General features: G+C 47.4%; 14 protein-coding genes. All 14 read left to right on the plus strand.

The window, feature by feature from the left end; all coding sequences use genetic code 11:
- The first annotated feature begins 31 nt into the window (after positions 1-31).
- Positions 32-793 (plus strand): MBL fold metallo-hydrolase, encoded by a 762-nt coding sequence (locus ACYVC2_RS07070; RefSeq protein WP_461101603.1) that lies wholly within the window; start codon positions 32-34, stop codon positions 791-793.
- Between the two features lie 115 nt (positions 794-908).
- Complete coding sequence (locus tag ACYVC2_RS07075) at positions 909-1,982, plus strand: oxygenase MpaB family protein (protein WP_461101604.1); 1,074 nt, start codon at positions 909-911, stop codon at positions 1,980-1,982.
- A 54-nt stretch (positions 1,983-2,036) separates the two neighbouring features.
- Positions 2,037-3,416: a tRNA uridine-5-carboxymethylaminomethyl(34) synthesis GTPase MnmE gene (gene mnmE, locus ACYVC2_RS07080; RefSeq protein ID WP_461101605.1), complete on the plus strand. Its 1,380-nt coding sequence runs from the start codon at positions 2,037-2,039 to the stop codon at positions 3,414-3,416.
- Between the two features lie 228 nt (positions 3,417-3,644).
- Complete coding sequence (locus ACYVC2_RS07085) at positions 3,645-4,199, plus strand: helix-turn-helix domain-containing protein (RefSeq protein ID WP_461101606.1); 555 nt, start codon at positions 3,645-3,647, stop codon at positions 4,197-4,199.
- On the plus strand, positions 4,196-5,317 hold the full coding sequence (locus ACYVC2_RS07090) for a tyrosine-type recombinase/integrase (RefSeq protein WP_461101607.1): 1,122 nt from the start codon (positions 4,196-4,198) through the stop codon (positions 5,315-5,317). Before ACYVC2_RS07085 ends, ACYVC2_RS07090 begins: the two co-directional genes overlap by 4 nt.
- Positions 5,318-5,338: 21 nt before the next feature.
- The gene (locus ACYVC2_RS07095; RefSeq protein ID WP_461101608.1) at positions 5,339-6,211 is read left to right on the plus strand and encodes a hypothetical protein; all 873 of its coding nucleotides are present in this window, start codon (positions 5,339-5,341) and stop codon (positions 6,209-6,211) included.
- Positions 6,212-7,131: 920 nt separating this feature from the next.
- Positions 7,132-7,485, plus strand: coding sequence for a helix-turn-helix domain-containing protein (locus ACYVC2_RS07100; protein ID WP_461101609.1), 354 nt, complete (start codon positions 7,132-7,134; stop codon positions 7,483-7,485).
- Entirely contained in the window at positions 7,482-8,570 is a 1,089-nt protein-coding gene (locus ACYVC2_RS07105) for an AAA family ATPase (RefSeq protein WP_461101610.1), read from the plus strand. Before ACYVC2_RS07100 ends, ACYVC2_RS07105 begins: the two co-directional genes overlap by 4 nt.
- A 133-nt stretch (positions 8,571-8,703) precedes the next feature.
- On the plus strand, positions 8,704-9,630 hold the full coding sequence (locus ACYVC2_RS07110; protein ID WP_461101611.1) for a DUF6371 domain-containing protein: 927 nt from the start codon (positions 8,704-8,706) through the stop codon (positions 9,628-9,630).
- 20 nt (positions 9,631-9,650) lie between these two features.
- The gene (locus tag ACYVC2_RS07115; protein WP_461101612.1) at positions 9,651-10,022 is read left to right on the plus strand and encodes a hypothetical protein; all 372 of its coding nucleotides are present in this window, start codon (positions 9,651-9,653) and stop codon (positions 10,020-10,022) included.
- 1,203 nt (positions 10,023-11,225) lie between these two features.
- On the plus strand, positions 11,226-12,212 hold the full coding sequence (locus ACYVC2_RS07120; protein ID WP_461101613.1) for a DUF3871 family protein: 987 nt from the start codon (positions 11,226-11,228) through the stop codon (positions 12,210-12,212).
- A 545-nt stretch (positions 12,213-12,757) separates the two neighbouring features.
- On the plus strand, positions 12,758-14,005 hold the full coding sequence (locus ACYVC2_RS07125; protein ID WP_461101614.1) for a DUF2130 domain-containing protein: 1,248 nt from the start codon (positions 12,758-12,760) through the stop codon (positions 14,003-14,005).
- A gap of 239 nt (positions 14,006-14,244) precedes the next feature.
- Positions 14,245-17,382 (plus strand): helicase-related protein, encoded by a 3,138-nt coding sequence (locus tag ACYVC2_RS07130; RefSeq protein ID WP_461101615.1) that lies wholly within the window; start codon positions 14,245-14,247, stop codon positions 17,380-17,382.
- 47 nt (positions 17,383-17,429) lie between these two features.
- Entirely contained in the window at positions 17,430-19,013 is a 1,584-nt protein-coding gene (locus ACYVC2_RS07135; RefSeq protein ID WP_461101616.1) for a type I restriction-modification system subunit M, read from the plus strand.
- Positions 19,014-19,031 lie beyond the last annotated feature (18 nt).

The raw sequence follows: 19,031 nt of genomic DNA on the forward strand, positions 1-19,031 counted from the left end.
GGCGGCCTGGTCCTATTACTCTTTCGTCTTTATGCTTGTCACCCTGTTAGGTACGGGAACATCGTCGGGCGTACCGCTGATCGGGTGCACGTGTGAGGTATGCCGCTCCGTCGATTTTCGGGATAAACGGCTGCGGTCGTCGGTCCATATCGCCGTAAACGGTCGTAGCCTGGTGATTGATACGGGCCCCGATTTTCGTCAGCAGGTGCTGCGGCTCAACCTCCTCCAGCTCGACGCAGTCCTGTTTACCCACGAACATAAAGACCACACCGCTGGTCTCGACGAAGTCAGGGCGTATAATTTCCGGTCGGGAAACGATATGCCTGTATACGGTCGACCGTCGGTGCTGGCGCAGCTGCAGCGGGAGTTCGCCTACATTTTTGCTGAACATAAATACCCCGGCACGCCCCGCGTCCGGCTTTACGAAATCGCCAACGAACCGTTCGATGTACTGGGCGTGCCCGTGATTCCCATTGAAGTCATGCACCACAAATTACCGGTATATGGATACCGGATTGGTGATTTTACGTACCTCACCGACCTTAATTACATTTCCGACGAAGAGCTGGAAAAGGTCTACGGAACTAAAATTCTGGTGCTCGACGCCCTTCAGCGCCAGGCGCACATCTCGCACTTTACCCTCGATCAGGCGGTGGCACTGGCGCAGCGGATTGGCGCCGAGCGGACTTATTTTACCCACATCAGCCACAAACTGGGTCTGCACCATGACGTTGAAAAAGAGCTTCCACCCAACATCCGGCTGGGCTACGATGGCCTTCAGATTAAACTGTAGCGTCGACTGGCCTGGTTGGGCTGGATAAAGCCTTTTATAAACCCGATCAGGACGGTCGACGCTACAAACCAATTCCATCCACGCATCGTTACTCGTACAGAAACACAACCGTACGATGCCAATCTATATTAAGCCCTCCCGCGTATTCTCTGACGAACAGTTGCAGGCGTACAGACAACAGGGGGATGCCGTTGCCGATACGGTAATCGATGCCGTGGTCGCTGCCGCAGGGCCAACGGGTCTGCGGGCATTGATGCGGTGGCTGGCCGATCCGCAGGATGTTTCGGTTGTGGACCAACTGCAACCCGTTCAGGATTTTGTGACCCGGCACGCTCATTTACCCGCCTGGGCCGAGCCCGAAAAAATGCGCCTGGGCATGGCATTTTTCAAGAAGCACGCCCAGCAGATTGGCCTGACCCTTGGGTTTTTCTCGCTACCCTATTCTTATCTGGGTGCCAACGGCGCTCAGGTTCTCTGGCTGACCGAACGAATTAAAAACGATACGACCCGCCGACTGCAGGAAACCGGGGAGTGGATTTTTGCCGTCAACGATCCCAAAGAATGGCTGGCTTCAGCGCCGGGACATACGCCCAAAGCCATCTTCCGGACCCTGAAAATTCGCCTGATTCATGCTGGTGCCCGCTGGTTCGCGCTGCACTCCAATAGGTGGAACAATACGTGGGGATATCCGGTCAATCAGGAAGACATGGCGGGAACAAACCTGACATTTTCGTATGTCGTTTTGCTAGGTCTTCGCAAAACGGGGGTAGCGGTCAGCGAGCAGGAGGAGGAAGCTTACCTGCATCACATCAATGTGATCGACTACCTGAACGGGGTTGCTGAAGAACTCCTGCCGCAGAACCTGCGTGAGGCCTACAACCTGAGTCAGGCCATTGCCCGGCGGCAGTTTGCGCCTTCGGAAGCAGGCGTTGGGCTTACCCGCTCGTTGCTGGACGCCATCGCGAAGCAACTCCTTGCGGCAGGTGATCGGAATTCGGAGCAGAATCGGCCCGAATTCCTGCGGAACCTCGTAGCGGCTGAAATGCGTTTCTTCATCGGCGACCGCTACGCCGACTGGCTTGGTATTCCGGCGGTGCCCGTTGAAAAACGATTGGCTAAACTCCTGAATCGCCTGCCTGGCTTCTCGACCTTGACCACCCCGACCCGGCTGGAAGCCCCGGCTAAGTAAGAAGTGGTGGATGACGGATTAATTACCCCGGAGGTAAGTCTGGGGAACTTGTATATGATTTATCAGTTAGAGCCTATTGCTGCACTGGCTACCGCGCCGGGCATTGGGGCTATTGCCGTTCTGCGTGTATCAGGTGAAGGAGCCATCGACATCGTCGACCGCGTTTTTTACGGAAAAAATCTGGCTCAGCAGCCCTCACATACCGCTCATTTCGGCACCCTACGGAGGTCGGATGGTAGTATCATCGACGAAGTGCTGGTAACGGTGTTTCGGGCGCCGAAGTCGTTTACCAAAGAAGATGTCGTCGAGATTTCGTGTCATGGTTCGGAGTTCATCATTCAGCAGATTCTGCATCGATTAACGGCAGAGGGCGCTCGACTGGCCCGACCCGGTGAGTTTACGCAACGGGCTTTTCTGAATGGCCAGTTCGATCTGGTACAGGCCGAAGCTGTGGCCGATCTGATCGCGTCCGATTCAGACGCCAGTCACCGGGCCGCCCTGACGCAACTGCGGGGTGGTTTCTCGAAGCAGTTGAAGGCGCTTCGGCAGCAACTGATCGATTTTGTGGCGCTGGTAGAATTGGAACTGGATTTTGGGGAAGAAGATGTCGAGTTTGCGCACCGCGAACAACTTCGTCGGCTGATGCTCGACATTCGCCGGGTGCTGCATCCGCTGATCGACTCCTTCTCAACGGGGAATGCAATCAAAAACGGCGTGCCGACGGTTATCGTTGGCAAGCCCAACGCTGGTAAATCGACGCTGCTGAATGCGTTGTTGAATGAGGAAAAAGCCATTGTTTCGGATATTCCCGGAACCACCCGCGATGTTATCGAGGACGAACTGTTTATCGACGGCATCCGCTTCCGGCTGATCGACACGGCGGGCTTACGGCAGGCTACCGATCAGATCGAAGCGATCGGAATCGAGCGAACTCAGCAAAAAATGCGGGATGCCGCCCTGGTCGTTTACCTCTTCGATGGCAAAGCCGTTCTGGTCGATGAGTTAGCTACTGCCGTGGGCGAGGTCCGGGCATCGGGCAAACCCTATCTGCTGGTTGGCAACAAACTGGATGCGCTGACCGACGCTCGTCGTCAGTCGCTGGAAGCTGTGGCGGACGAAAAAGTTGTCTGGATCTCCGCTGCTCAGCAAACGAACCTGGACGAACTGAAAGCGGCCCTGTCGAAACGGGTTCGAACCGATGCCGCCGTGCAGACCGGTAGCGCCGTCGTGACCAACACCCGGCACTATCAGCACCTTACCGGCACCGATGAGGCTTTGGCCCGAGCCATTTCGGGCCTTGATTCAGGAGTCACTCCCGACTGGCTGGCTATGGATCTGCGTGTGGCTCTGCAACACCTGGGCGAATTGACGGGCGAAATAACCACCGATGATCTGCTCGACTCGATTTTTAGTAAATTCTGTATCGGAAAGTAAGCGTACTGAATAAGCATATTATATTATAGCAATAAATCGTGCTAAGTGCCCTTTAAATGGACTTTCAACAGCTGTTAGCTACCGTTTTTGTAAGTTTTGATATTTGCTAATTCAGTATGTATTTGTACCTTCGTTGTACCTCAGTGACGGGCTTTTATTATGAGCTCGTTTTTTGGTGAAATTATGCAACATACAGCACCATAAGGAAACATACTGAAACATGTAGCTATGAGTTCGAACATTCGGGTAAAGCGAATTTGTGAGCAGTGCGGAAATGAGTTTGAGGCACGGACGACAGTAACAAAAACCTGTAGTGACGCATGTGCTAAACGAGCCTATAAAGCTCGCCAGCGAGCTGCGAAAGTTGCTATAAGTCATGAACAAACCAGACAGATTATTGCAAAGCCAATTCAGGATATTCGCGCTAAAGAGACGTTGAATATTGCTGATGCCAGCAAGTTACTAGGGGTTAGCCGTTGGACAATTTGGCGGGCAATAGGAGCGGGACGTTTAAGCGCCATTAAACTGGGTAGAAGGACGCTCATACGTCGCTCAGATGTAGACCGCCTATTTGAACCAACGACTGTGACCAACTCTGTGCAGGTTTTGATTCCGCTGATCGACTGCTACACGCTCAAAGAAGTGCGGCAGAAATATGTCATTTCGGATAAGGCTCTTTATGACCTTATACGACGTAACAACATACCACGTCAATATAGCGGGATCTATGCTTATGTTCCTAAAGTGCGGATTGATGAATTACTCTCTACTCAACAACCATGATAAAAGTCCATTTGCGTAAAAAGCCGATCAGTAACGGACGCACAAGTTTATATTTAGATTACTATCCGGCGATTCCACACCCAGATACAGGTAAATCTACTCGGCGTGAGTTTTTAGGTATTTATCTATTTAATCGACCTAAGACCCCCGCGGATAAAGAACAGAATGCAGAAGCATTAGCCCTGGCCGAAACTATTCGGGCCAAACGGCAGATCGATGTGCAAATGGGGGCTTATGGCTTTATTTCCAGACGGCAACGTATGGCCTGCTTTGTCGAGTACTTCGGTCAACTTACCGCCAAGCGAAAGGGGAGTAATGCTGATAACTGGACCAGCGCCTTATATTATCTGAAAGACTTCACTGGCGGTACGCTACGATTTTCAGACCTGACACTTTATAAATGCGAAGCCTTCAAAGACTTTTTACTAGTCGCGCCTAGCCGTCGGAATGGGGATGCACTGGCTACTAATTCAGCTGTCGGATACTTCAGCAAATTCAAAGCTGCCTTGAAACAGGCTTACAAAGATGGACTGTTGCAGACGGACCTGAGCGGTAGGGTTGAGGGAATAAAACCTGACGAAACCCATCGCGAGTACTTGACTTTTGAAGAGTTGCAGGCTTTGGCCCGTACTGACTGTTCTGCCATGCCTCAGCTAAAGCAAGCAGGCTTATTTTCAGCCCTGACGGGTTTACGCTATTCGGATATTGAAGCGATTACCTGGGGGCAGATTCGCCATGATACAGCGAATGGGTATGTCATTCATTTTACCCAGCAGAAAACTAAAGGGGTTGAGATAATGCCTATTCCAGAGCAAGCGGTAATGATTCTAGGAGAGCGGTTAGGGGATAGTCAGCCTATTTTACCGGGTTTAGAATATTCGGCAACGCTTAACAAAGTGCTTCGTAGATGGGCCACTGATGCTGGTATAACTGGTAAGCATCTGTCGTTTCACTGCTTTCGGCACACTTACGCTACGCTGCAATTATCGCTTGGGACAGATATTTATACGGTTTCTAAAATGCTAGGCCACAGGGAACTGAAAACAACGCAGATCTACGGTAAAATCATAGATAAGGCGAAGCGCGCTGCCGCGGACAAAATCAAAATTAACTTTTAATAGACGTTCTCCAATATAGTAATGACGCCTGAACTGACTAAGCTTCAAGAATTGTTCCTCAAAATTTTAAAAGGGGGTAATGTTGAAAAAATACGGACTGAGTTGGATCCCATTTTTTGGTCATCGAAAGGTCTAGCAGTGATTGATTTATTCAAAGAATGGGTTGAGAAAGGAAAAAAAGAAATTGATGAACAAGAATCTATTTGGAGTCAAAACCAGCCCCATGATGTAAATATGCCTATAGTATTTCACTATCCTTTAAGTCAGATTTTTGAGATAATCAGTATTCATGAAAGGGATACTATGACAAAGAAGGCATTTGATGATTTTTATAATAACTTTTATAAGGCTATACAACTTTTACTCGAGGCAAAACGTAATCAGATACTTTTTGGCAAGCCTACTATACCATTAGTTAAAAAAGAGATTCTAGAATCAAATGCAGTATCACAAGCCATTTTCGATTCTCAAGTGAATGACAAAATCCTTATAATTACGTACGGCGACCCAAGTGCTTTGCCTCAGCATTATAATAATAAAGAATTGACTGAAAATTCAGCTGCTCCTAATGAGACCTTTGCTGATCTTTTTAATAGCCCAGAAGAACTAACCAAATATGTAAATATATTGAGAGAGTTCAGGCCTAATAAGCCGGTTATAAATGACAATAACAAATGGCTTGGTGGTCGACAGGATAAAAGTAAAATGATTCTTATTGGATGGTTAGATCGTTTACAATACCGTGATAAAATCCCAAGGCAGCTGGATAGAAAGAGGCTAGTATTAATGCTAGAAAACTTCTTTCAAGGACTAAAATTCGGGGAAAAATTACGATATTTTTACAATCCTGTAAATCACGATATAAAAGAAAAGTTCGAGAAGCTAATTCCTTAATAGGAGTTTGGGGATGTATATTTAGTGATAAGTCTCGATCCGTTGCCACATAATTTAACTGTTGGTCAAATAGAGCCAAGCCACCAAAGAAGATACGGTGTAATCGTAATCTTTGACAGTGCGCTGAAAGGTCCAGCTAATGCTCCTTTCAACGACCCAGCGCTCGGCTATGGGCACCAAACCACGGCTTAAGGCTGGCCGGGATGCTTTCTCAAAGGTTAATACACCACTGAGCTAATTCGTTCGCGAAAACTTAGTTGTAACTCTGATCACTGAAGACTTTTTCTAGCTGTTCGCCGCCCCGCCACAAGATGTCTGTTACCAACGGCATTGACAAGTTTCCATCAGTTCAGTTACCAGCATCTACGTCAGCTACCCACAGCACTCCCTGCGTATTAAAGACAAAGGTATGCATACGGCCATTCACAAGTTTGTGTACATCATTGGCCTGAAACTCACAGACCATCAAAGCTAGTTTAACAGGTTGCTTATCAATACATAGCAGCGATGGTAACGGCATACGTCTCACTTGTTGGCTGTCCAGTTAATTAAAGTCGGCATTGATGTGCTGGAAGAGGTCGACTTTTCTACTGGTCAAAGTAATAGTAGACTGCTTACCAATGCGGCCATCTAGGCGGCAGGTTGCGCCATTGATAGCTAATACGGAGTAACCATAAAATCGCGTCTATGAGCTGGCATAATCGTGCTTACCCTTGCGTTCAATCTGGATGGACGGTGTCATTGAAAAAAGCGAAATTGCTGCCCACTGGTAATGGGTCAGTGGTTGCCCATGACCAGCTTCTGGCTATCCCTTCACTCTAATAGTGCATTAGGTGTACTAAGTGCGTATAGTGCATTTTTGCACTATACGCAATACTGAGTTACACATCTTTGCTCCATGTTTCATAAAAATATTGAACATGGAAAACGAAATCATTTTAGTGCCACGTGACCAGTTAAAAGCATTGGTGTATGATGCTTGTATTAACGCGTTGAAGTCTCTGCCATTGTCTACCCTATCCAAATCGGAAATAGATAAATGGATGACAATTGAAGAACTGAGTGAGTATCTACCTGGTAAGCCCGCTGTAACGACACTGTATGGTAAGGTGCAGCGTCGTGAAATACCTTTCAAACGCCTGGGTCGTCGATTGGCTTTTCGTCAGTCAGAAATAGATCAATATTTAAACGGGCAGGCTTGTATGTCTCACAGCGAGATCAATGCTATAGCAGATCGATATGTAGCTACTAAGAAAGGGAGGGGTAAGCAATGACACATGAAGTATCCGGTCAATTGGGTCTAGGAAAAGATGGTTTACAGCAAAGTAAAATTACGCTCAAAGGACTCGTTAATGAATTTCAACGACAGGATGTAACTATAAAACAGCAACCAGAGTATATCGGAGCGTTTATTGGACAGACAAGTAACGATTGGATGGCGAGAGCAAAGAGTCTACCTGATCTAAAAAAACTCTTTGGGTCCCTTTGGATTGAAGGTGAAATCTGTATTCTATTTGCCAGCTCCAACCAGGGTAAATCCATTCTGGCTGTGCAAATTGCACAAAGTATCAGTTCAGGCATACCTCTGCCGGAGTTCGTGCTGGAGTCCCTCGCTCAGTTGGTCATTTACTTCGACTTCGAGATGTCAACCCGGCAGTTTCTTATCCGATACTGCAAAGAGGGAGGTGAGCCTTACCAATGGAGCGATAACTTCAGTCGGTACGAATTAAATCCTGATGTGGAAACGCCTGCTAAATTCGCCTGTTTCGAAGATTATTTGGTCGATTCTATTGAAGAGGTCATTATGCGTACGGGTGCTAAGGTGTTGATCATTGATAACCTGACTTATCTGTCAAGCGACACAGAGACCGCTAAGAATGCAGCTCCCCTGATGAAGCGGCTGAAGGAGATGAAGACCAGACATAACTTATCGGTTCTGATTCTGGCACATACCCCTAAGCGGGACGGTTCCAGACCCATTACGCAGAGCGATCTTCAGGGGAGTTCCAGACTGATGCAGTTTTGTGATAGCAGCTTCGCCATCGGTGCCAGCACTCAGGGAAGCCATATTAAGTACCTCAAACAAATTAAGGTGCGCAGTACTGCTTATGAATACGATGCTGAAAATGTGGTCGTTTGCCAGATCTGTAAGGACGGTAACTTGCTACAACTGAAAGCCATTGGTTACAGCACCGAGCAAGAACACCTAAAGATTGCAAAGGAGAATAATAAGGCAGAACTAATCGCACAAGCCAAAGAACTTAATTCTCTGGGAAAGACGCAACGCGAAACTGCTGAGATCATGGGCGTATCCCCCGCGACAGTCAATCGACTGCTTAAAGTATCAGCAATTACCTGATGGTTGTTTCAGTGTTACACTTGTTTCTGCTAGAAACAAGAGAAACACTGAAACAACAGAGCCCATCTCACGGCTATTCTTATCGTTCTGCCGTCATCACGAACACCATTCAACAGAGCTACCCTGTCAGCCTGTGCAGGCTGGTCAGGAAATGACTTTGTCAGATGTGTTTATCGAAACAATGGCCACAGTAAAACTTATGGTGGCGTCACTGTCAATTCTTTTAAACTTTATGCAACCCATGATTACCGAGCCCCTACAGGACTCCTATATGAAACCGCGTTTTTGGGACCAGCCGGCCAGTCTAATTAAATCTGAACACCTGGAACGGTCGTTAAACAACTACGACAAAAACAATCTTTTTCTTTTTTTGAAGCAGCACTTTGGGGAGACAACGGCTTTTCAATTAATGAGCCAGTACCAAATAGGCACAACTCTCGGCTGGTCAGGGGGGAGTGTTTTTTGGCAGATCAATGCCCGGGGCGAAATACGGTCAGGTAAGATTGTTTTGCTGGATGCCGCAACTGGTAAACTTAATCAGGAACCAGCATACCGGCCAGTATTAGCACACCAAGCTCTAAAATTGTCTAATTACATACTCAAGCCTTGTCTATTTGGTGAACATCAATTGAGCATCAGACCCAGGGCTACCGTAGGCATCGTTGATAAAGAAGTGAGCGCGCTCATAGCCACCGCCTTCTATCCTGAATGTATTTGGCTGGCTGCTGATGATACAAATTTGATCGGTCTGGACTATTGGCAAGCCCTAGCCAAGCGGAATGCAGTTCTGTACCCAAGTTTATCCAAAGATGGCAGCACTTTCAAAAAATGGAGTCGTAAGGCGAATGACTTTCAAAAATATTTGAATTGCCAAGCCCGGATTTCACGCTATTTAGAAGACAATGCTTCGGAGGATGAACGAGCGGCAGGAATGGATGTATCGGACTTCCTTCTACGACCTGCCCATCCAACTGATGTTGATCTGGCGAAAGGGGATAACGGCAACCAAGTTCAGCCCAACGATATACTTGAGGTCACGTCATCTGGATCGATACATTAACCCTTAACTGCAATATCAACATGCTGAAAGAAGACGTATTTCTCAACGTCCTACTTGCTGGAACAACAGTCGATATGCCTCGGGTTTATGCGTTCTTTTATGAAGAACCAAAAAAAGCGACAATAGTCTTCCTGAAAGGAACGTTTAGAGCCGATGACGATCTGAAGTACTTTGATACGATTCTACGGATGTACTTAAGAAATAAAGCATTACCTGATGTTCTTATTGAACATGTAAGCCTATTTCTGAAGTTTGGGCCACCAGATGCCTCTCTGATACTGCGAGAATATTTGGAAAGACTTGAACAGTATTTGCTAGGAGAACAATGGTATGAGTTGATAGGTCGTTTTAAACCAATTCGCCAAGTAATTCGCAGGATGTTTAGAATCTAAAACATAGTCATATACAGCACCTTTGTGTGCGGCATATCCATAGCCAGCTCGTACTACATCGGTGCTGTATTTTTGCAGATTTAGTAGGTAAACCATTTCGGTCTCACATGTTAATAAGCTAATGTGACTGGCTGCGTTATGAGGATACATTTTGCCTTAGCGAGCCCAATAGTCGGCATATATGGCGCGTTCACTGTTTCGTTAAAGCGCACGGGAAAGATTTAGCAAGTCCCTTTTTGTAAAGAGCCAGTCTAATGAACCGGCTGTTTTAACTACTGTCTTCCAAATATCGTGGGTGGCATGAGGATATTCCGCGTAGCGAAGGGAACCATCCGTTTTTATGAGCACACAAACCTCAATCTGGACAGGAATGCTTTTCCGGGTAGAAGAGGTCGTCGATCTAAGCCTCCAGATGGAGCGGGCTTCTCACTAGTAGCTAATTGAAAGTCTATTCAGAATGGACACGACAGAGTGAGTAATTCAATAATCACTAAGCCGATCCTTATAGTCCGAATAATCGCTATAAATGCTGCAGACGCTAATTGATTATGTTGTGATCTGCTCAAGAGAAGTACGAGATACATTATAGCTAAGACCATCCACCTGGCAACGTGCCACCAGTTCTCTATACCCATAGGCACATTTTACCGCCCAGGTAAGCCAACTACGCTGTTGAGCATTCCTGAACAAGGTCGATAAAAGGCAATTTTTATATATGCTATGGGTTACGGCGTAAATTATATTGTATGCACGCGTGTGCAAATCTACTCTGTAAATCGGCTTTTTGCCTTAAGATAGTACCTATCAATTATGACGCGTCCCTTTGTCTTTCCAATACAATAGCTATGAATTCATAAATTTGGTAAAGAGTATCGTTGCCAACGGACAGACGTTCCCAGGAAATTGTAAAAAAATTATAAAAAAATTTTTCTACTTGGCATTCTGTCTGGGTAGGCGCGACTCAGTACCTACCCCCATATCTACCCCCGGGCATTCGTTGCTACCCCTTCACCCCCTACAAGTAGGTTTAAACTTCTTAGAGTTAACTGGTATCGAGTTAACCCCAGCGGATTAAAGAGTAAAATAACCCTATCAAATCTTCATAGGCTCGTTCCTCGCTGGGAAGGACACAGTCCGTTTGGGTTCAGCATTTCAAACTATTACAACTGCTACAAGGCAACTTGTAGACTAACCCAAATGATTATGGAACACATTCCTGTTCGAATCGATCGATTACCCGTACCTTTTACACCAGTTGTAAAACAGCCATCAAGCAGCCGGGCCTTTATCGAGGCCAATACCCTAACCGCTGCGTTAGATGAAGTCCGTCATCAGCATCTGATCCCGGTCTTTGTCAAGGATAACGAACCTCTGATTAGTCACGGCGACTTTATTGGAGCTACTCTGGATGCCATGAGTGATGTCTTTCGGGGGGAACGCATTCTTCTACCCCAGATTCGCGTGTCCCACCCCATCAAAGGACGTATCCCGGAGGCCAAAGATAAACCGGCTAGCCAACTTCAGGAGTGGGAAAAGACGCTCTACTATGAACGGCTCATCTTTGCCGTCGAAATCGCTTCCATTCAGGACACTATAGGGGACAATACATTATCGCTTACAGTAGGAGGAGTTAAGGCCTATAACCTGGATAACCTGTATCAGAAGAAGGGGGCGGATGAGCACTTCAAGGTATTCATCGGGTTCCAGAATAAGGTCTGCACTAATATGTGTGTCTGGACGGACGGCTACCTGAGTGATCTGAGGGTGAAGAGCCTAGATCAGCTACAGATGGCAATCTACAAGGTGCTCCAGGCTTACGATCAGGACAATTTGCTGCGCCGTATCCGATCCCTGCCCGACTATACACTATCTGAGCAGCAGTTTGCTTTGCTGTTGGGTCGCTGTCGGATGTACCAACACTTACCCACTTCGGCAAAGCGGTATATTCCGCCATTACTGTTTGGAGATACCCAGCTGGGATCAATCTGCAAGGACTACTACCGGGATGATAGTTTCTGTCGTCAGGATGATGGCAGCATCAACTTATGGCGGCTTTATAATCTCTTTACGGGCGTTAACAAGTCGAGCTACATCGATACGTTTTTAGACCGGTCAGTTAACGCGTTGGCGTTTGTCGAGCAGGTACGGGCCGGCTTGACTGGGCAGGGAACAAACTGGTATCTCCAGTAAAGTATTCAGGAAAGGATTTTGGGAGGCAGAAGTCAGTTGACTTCTGCCTCCTTAGACACCGATCTTATTGAAGTTGGTAGCCGCAGCTTTTTAAAAATACTGGTTTATTCGCCATTGGAAGGTGTACCGTTTCTTTAACGTAAACCACAAACCAGTTTTGTTGACCGACTTTCTGCATTGGCCATATTCCCATCCAATCAATACATTACACGTTTCAATTTACCTGGTCTTGATGGCCCCCAATATCGGCACGATCCTAGCAGGAGGATCAGTATTGCCTCTGCTCGGTTAATAATGGTCACACTTTAGAATGATGCTGCCCAAGCGTATTGGTGTATCTATAATCACTTTGCTCAAGCCTTGCTTGATATTCTGATCGCTTCGGTATTCGGCATGAAACGAGAATAATACGCTTCACTGTAAATAGATTGCAGTATCTTTTTCTTGCTTTGCAACATCATTATATAGTGTCATTCACCTTTTCGAATGATCTACTATATATGTAAAAGCAGTATAGTCTCCACCATTAACCATTGTGAGCTTTCATGAACCACGCACTTTCCTGTCCTCATTGCCAACAACCTATCGATCTGGAAGCCTCTTTTGTCCATCAGGTAGAACAACAACTGGCCCACAAGTATAACCAGCATTATGCCGGCCAGTTGGCGAACCTTAATCGGCAACAGGAAGAGCTTCGTCAACAGAAGCTAGCTATCCAAGCCAAAGAAAGAGACCAACAGGCAGCAATAGAGCAGGCTGTGGCCGCGCAGCTCAAAACGTTGCAGGCCCACGCTTTAAGAAAAGCACAAGCTGAGCAGCAAGCAACGGTACAAACCTTACAGGCTGAATTACGAGACAAATCAGAGACAGTAAAAACACTTCAGCAACAAGAGTTGAACCTGCTGCGTCAACAGCGGGAATTGGAAGAGAAACAGGCTTCCTTGAAGCTCGAAGTTGAAAAACAGCTGCGAGTGGAACGATCTAAGATCGAAGCCAGGGCTGTTCAAAAAGCGCGGGATGAAAATCATCTCAAGGAGGAAGAGCAGCAGGGCTTAATTCGGTCATTGACGGACCAGCTTCATGCAATGGAACGGAAGATCAAACAGGGCTCGCAGCAAACTCAGGGCGAGGTACAGGAAGTTGCGCTGGAAAAGCTTCTGGTGAACACATTTCCCTTCGATCTGATCACGGATGTTGCGAAGGGGGTCAATGGGGCTGACCTGATCCATGATGTCCGAAATGAATTTGGTCGGCTGTGTGGACGAATTATTTACGAAAGTAAACGTACGAAAGCCTTTGGCGGAAACTGGATTGATAAGCTAAAAGCTGATATGCAACGACATAATGGAGATATAGCCGTATTGGTCACTGAAGCCATGCCTGCTGATCTGCCTCACTTCGCTCAGATTGACGGTGTTTGGGTGTGCACCTTCGCGGATGTTCGGGCGCTGGCTACGGTGCTGCGCATGGGCGTGTTGAAGGTATCGGAGGTACGGACGGCCAGCGAAAACAAAGGCGACAAAGTTCAGCGACTTTACGACTACCTGACGGGTAACGAATTCCAGCAGTGCGTTCGGTCTATCGTACGAGCCTTTCAGATGCTTCAGACAGGTCTGGAACAGGAAAAGCGTGCAATGAAACAGATCTGGAGCCGACGGGAAAAGCAGATCGAAGCCGTCATAGATAGTACAACTTGTATGGTAGGCGCCATTGGTGGCATAGCTGAAGGAGTAATCCTATCGCTGCCCGAACTGGAATTTACTGCTGATGACGAAATTGTTGTGGTGAATTAGAAGCATAATCATTCCATTCTCTTTCCGATTCTACCGTTACAAAATGTCAATTAACTGAATCGTATACTCAGGAATCGCATTAAATAAATTTATTCACTCTTAAACGTCTTTTCATGTTCGCAAACCTACTTTCCTGGCACCTCGCCCAACTTAACGCTAATTATCCGGCCCAGAATCAAGTCTTCGTTTATAAAGGCTTACCTGTATCGTTCATTCAGGCAGTTGCCGCTACGTTCTCCATGGTGGACGAACAGTCCATTACTGACGCTGGTCAGATAGATCTGGACTATATTGACCAGGCCATTCTGGACTATGCAGGCATTTTACGGAAACCGGCGACTATCAACCGGATTATGCTCTATGAGGAATTTCTTAAGCTTTCACAGGAGGTCCGCAACCTGAATCGCTTGGGCTGTCAGTTCGTTGTTTTCGATAACCCATTCTATCGTCAGGTACCAAACCAGTCGACGCATAGCTTTGTGGATATTGAATGGCATATTGAGCAGAACCGGCGGTTTGAAGACGACGACGTATTTTCGTCATTTTATGCAGATTGTGTCCGGCTAAACAACAAAGAATACGTAAAGTACCTGGAAAATGAAGCGACGACTTCATCGAATGTAACGCGTCGATCGTTTTTCGCCGGGATCGATGCGCTGCCCAACGTATTACCGGTTTCACAGGAGGCCACACCTGCTAAAACAATTCAGTTCAACTCATCAGACAATATCTACCAAGATTTCAAATGGCAGTTATTTGTTGGTGAGTCGCTGGAACAGCCGGTTCAGGTGCTCGTTGATGAAAGCAGTATTCGAACTTCGGGTGAGAAGCGTGAGCTGGCTATTCTGAATTTCATATTAATGCAGGCTGACGTCTCGTATCAGTTCTACGTTCGTAAGGCCGAGCGGGACACTTATTTTCGGCCTGAGCTGTTGACCACGCTACAAAAGCACTGGCGTACCGAATCGGATCCGAAGCCTTCATTTCGTACGCTAAAAATTTACGCTGATCCTGCTATTAGTAACGAGCTTGTTGAAGTTTCTCAAGGTGCCGTTGTTGAGCAGGTTGTTCGCCAATCGGAGGCTGCCCAGGCCAAACGCGTCTACGAGGACATATTCCTAACTTCTCCGACCGGCGCAGGAAAATCAGTCCTGTTTCAGGTACCCGCTATGTACCTCGCTGAACGGTATGAATTGATGACCATTGTCGTAGCACCATTGAAAGCACTTATGTACGACCAGGTCGAAGCGCTCAGCCGTGACCGGGATTATCATCAGGCGGCCTACATTAATTCGGATATAACGCTTATCGAGCGTCAGGAGATTATTGATAAAATCGCCCAGAAAGAAATTTCCGTGCTGTATTTATCACCCGAACTTTTACTCTCTTATGATATCCGCACCTTTATCGGTGGGCGTCAGCTGGGCTTATTCGTTGTTGATGAAGCTCACTTAGTTACTACCTGGGGTCGTGATTTCCGGGTTGACTATTGGTTCATGGGGAACTACATCCGAAAAATTCGCAAGTATTATGACTACCGCTTTCCAGTAATGGCACTGACTGCAACAGCTGTTCACGATGGACCGAATGATCTGGTTTACCAGACGATTTCGAGCCTAAACATGCAGAATCCGACGAAATACATTGGTAATGTCAAACGTCCTGAAATTACGTTTAGCATCGATCGGCTGCCTATAACCTCTGGAAATCATGAGTTGATTAAGCTGGATCAAACTGCCCGGCATATTGAAGCAATGGTCGCTAGTTCGACAAAAGCGATTGTTTATTTTCCATGGGTCCGTCAGATAAAAGATGTACTGGCCAAGTTGAATCCAGCCACCCGCACTCAGGTTGCGGCCTATTACAGTAGTGTAGCACAAAACGAACGGGAACGGACGGTGCAGGGCTTTAAAACCGGCGTAATAAAGGTTGTCCTGGCGACAAAAGCCTTTGGTATGGGCGTAGATATTGCTGATATCGTTGAGGTGTATCACCACGCCCCTTCTGGCAATCTCGCTGATTATGTTCAGGAGATTGGTCGGCTGGCACGACAGAAAGATCTGGAAGGCGTTGCGAGCATGGATTTTAATGAGCGTGATCTGAAATTCATAAAAAACTTATTTGGCCTGTCGTCCCTCAAACAGTACCAGGTTGGCTTAGTGCTTAAGAAATTATGGAATGTGTACCGGCTCAAAAATAAACGGAATTTTCTGGTATCGGTCGATGATTTCAACTACATTTTTCCGAATGAAGATGACCCGGAGCAAAAAGTAAAAAGTGCGCTGCTCGTTCTGGAAAAGGATTTCCTGGCCCGCTTCGGCTATAACGTGCTCATTGTCCGTCCCAAAGCTCTCTTCTCAACGGTCTACGCTAAAGTAGCTGGCGAGGAGGCTGAGGCTTTTGAAACTCGTTTTGGACAGTTTGTTCAACGGATCGATCGACAACAGGGAAATCTACCCGGGGTCATTCCACTTGCGGGTTCAGTCGGTGGATATATTATTCCCAGAGCCGACGAGGGCGTCTGTTATCGGATTGAATTGGATAGGCTTTGGGAAGATCACCTGCCTAATGAAAGCTTTCCGATGATTAAGCAGGAGTTCTTTGCCGGTACGCTGTTCCCTAAATTTGGCTTTACGTCGGTTCGTCCCAGGCTGCAGTACAACCTGACGCTAGAAGCAGGCTGGAAGGAAACGTTCGATGTGTTAACCAATCGGATTAACCAGTTAGAACGCGTGCTATATAGCCTCTCCGGTTTTTTCAGCAAGGATACACTGGAAGCAAAGTTGAATGCCGAGTTTGCGGATGAGACAATCGCTCAGAAAGCAGCGAACTTGTTAACAACATTGTATAGTGAACGAACCGATTTCGGACGCAATGGCAATACAATTGTGACCGGAACGAATTTCATTCAGGCGCGCAGAAATCAGACGACAGGCCATGATGAATTCCGGATTATTGACAATGGATTAACACGAGTAAAAAATGCCACCCGTCAGAAATTCCAGACCTTATTTGGTGGGCTGCCCGATACAGCCATGAATTTGCAGCACTATATCGCGGCTGATCCAGCCAAAAATCGGGAGACACTTAAGCTGGCTTATATGCTGGAAATGTTTGAGTTGGCAACATATGAGCTTTTGGGTGGTGAGCTTCCACAGATATTTATTAGGATTAACGATCCACTGAAGATTGAACGCTTTGCGACCTCGACTTATAAAAACAGTGTAGTCGAAGATGTTCACCAGCGCCACGAGAATTCGGTAGCCCTGCTTGACCGATTTTTTAAGATGGATATGGCTGACGATCAGCGGTGGCAGTTTATAGAAGATTATTTTCTTGGACGAGAAGCCGAAGAACTTGCTGCCGTTGCGGATTAACTCCATTCAAAAACTGTATTTTTGACAACATATCCTTTTCATAAACTATGCTTACCGGCGAACTGCGCTCCAATATTGATAAAGTCTGGAATGCCTTCTGGACGGGTGGGTTATCGAACCCGCTGACGGTGATTGAACAAATTACGTATCTGCTATTTATTCGTCGGCTCGACGAGCTTCAAACGGCTAAGGAGCAGCAGGCCAATGACTTGCAGGAACCGATAGAAGAGCCAATTTATGAACCCGACCAGTACGAACTGCGCTGGAGTCATTTCAAAGATACCGATCCTGAAACTCGTTTCCGGCTTTTCACCATGCCCGATGGCGTATTCGACTTCATTCGAAATTTAGGTACCGATAGCACTGGGGCTCGGTCGGCTTTTGGGCGGTACATGAAGGGCGCTACGTTTATGATTCCGACGGCCCGGCTGCTGGATCAGGTGGTTAGTTTGCTCGACAATGTGCAGATGCGCGACCGCGATACCAAAGGCGATGTGTATGAGTACTTGCTGTCGAAAATTGCCACGGCTGGCCAGAACGGGCAGTTCCGTACGCCCCGTCACATCATCAAAATGATGGTGGCCATGCTGGCTCCCGGCCCGGACGATATCGTATGTGATCCGTCGGCAGGTTCGGCGGGATTTCTGGTGGCAGCTGGCGAATACGTAGCCGAACATCACCGCCAGGCACTTTTTAAACCAGCTGCCCAGCAGCATTATCGCCGTCGGCTATTGATGGGTATGGAATTCGACCCGACCATGATCCGGATTGGGGCGATGAATCTGCTCCTGCATGGCATCGAACCCGAACGGCTAGCCGATGTGGACGCCCTCAGCAAGAATAACGAACGGTTTGACGATGAAGCCACCATCGTGCTGGCCAATCCACCGTTTAAAGGATCGCTGGATGCTGACCACGTTATGCCAGACCTCATCCGAACTGTATCGACCAAGAAAACCGAGCTGCTGTTTCTGGCGCTTATTTTGCGTGGACTGCGTACGGGTGGCCGGGCGGCTGTGATCGTGCCCGATGGGGTCTTGTTTGGCAGCAGTAAAGCCCACCAGCAGCTTCGGCGCGAACTGGTTGAGAAACACCGATTGCAGGCCGTGATTTCCATGCCCAGTGGTGTGTTCAAGCCTTATGCCGGCGTAAGCACCGCCGTGCTGGTATTCACCAAAACCGGAACGGGTGGAACGGATAAGGTATGGTTTTACGACATGCGGGCGGATGGGTATAGCCTGGACGACAAACGCACACCTACCGGTCCCGATTTCGAGCGGTTTGCCGACCTGGAACTGCTCATTGAGCAGCACGCTACCTCACCGATTCACACGACTGACATTCCTGACATCGTAAGCCGCTGGAGGAATCTGGACCGTAACGACGGACCGGGCGAGACAAATCGGAAACGGACCGATCAGAGTTTTCTGGTACCCGTCGACGACATCCGGGCCAACGCCTACGACCTGAGCATCAACCGCTATAAGGAAGTGGTTTATGAGCAGAAAGAATATGATACGCCCGAAATCATCATCGGCCAGATTAAAGGACTGGATGCGGAGCGGCAGACCCTACTGGCTGAACTGGAAGGAATGCTTTTAGCTGAACCTGCTGATCATACGGCAGCATAAATACGAACAATGAGGTTT

This window comes from Spirosoma koreense (assembly GCF_054777875.1).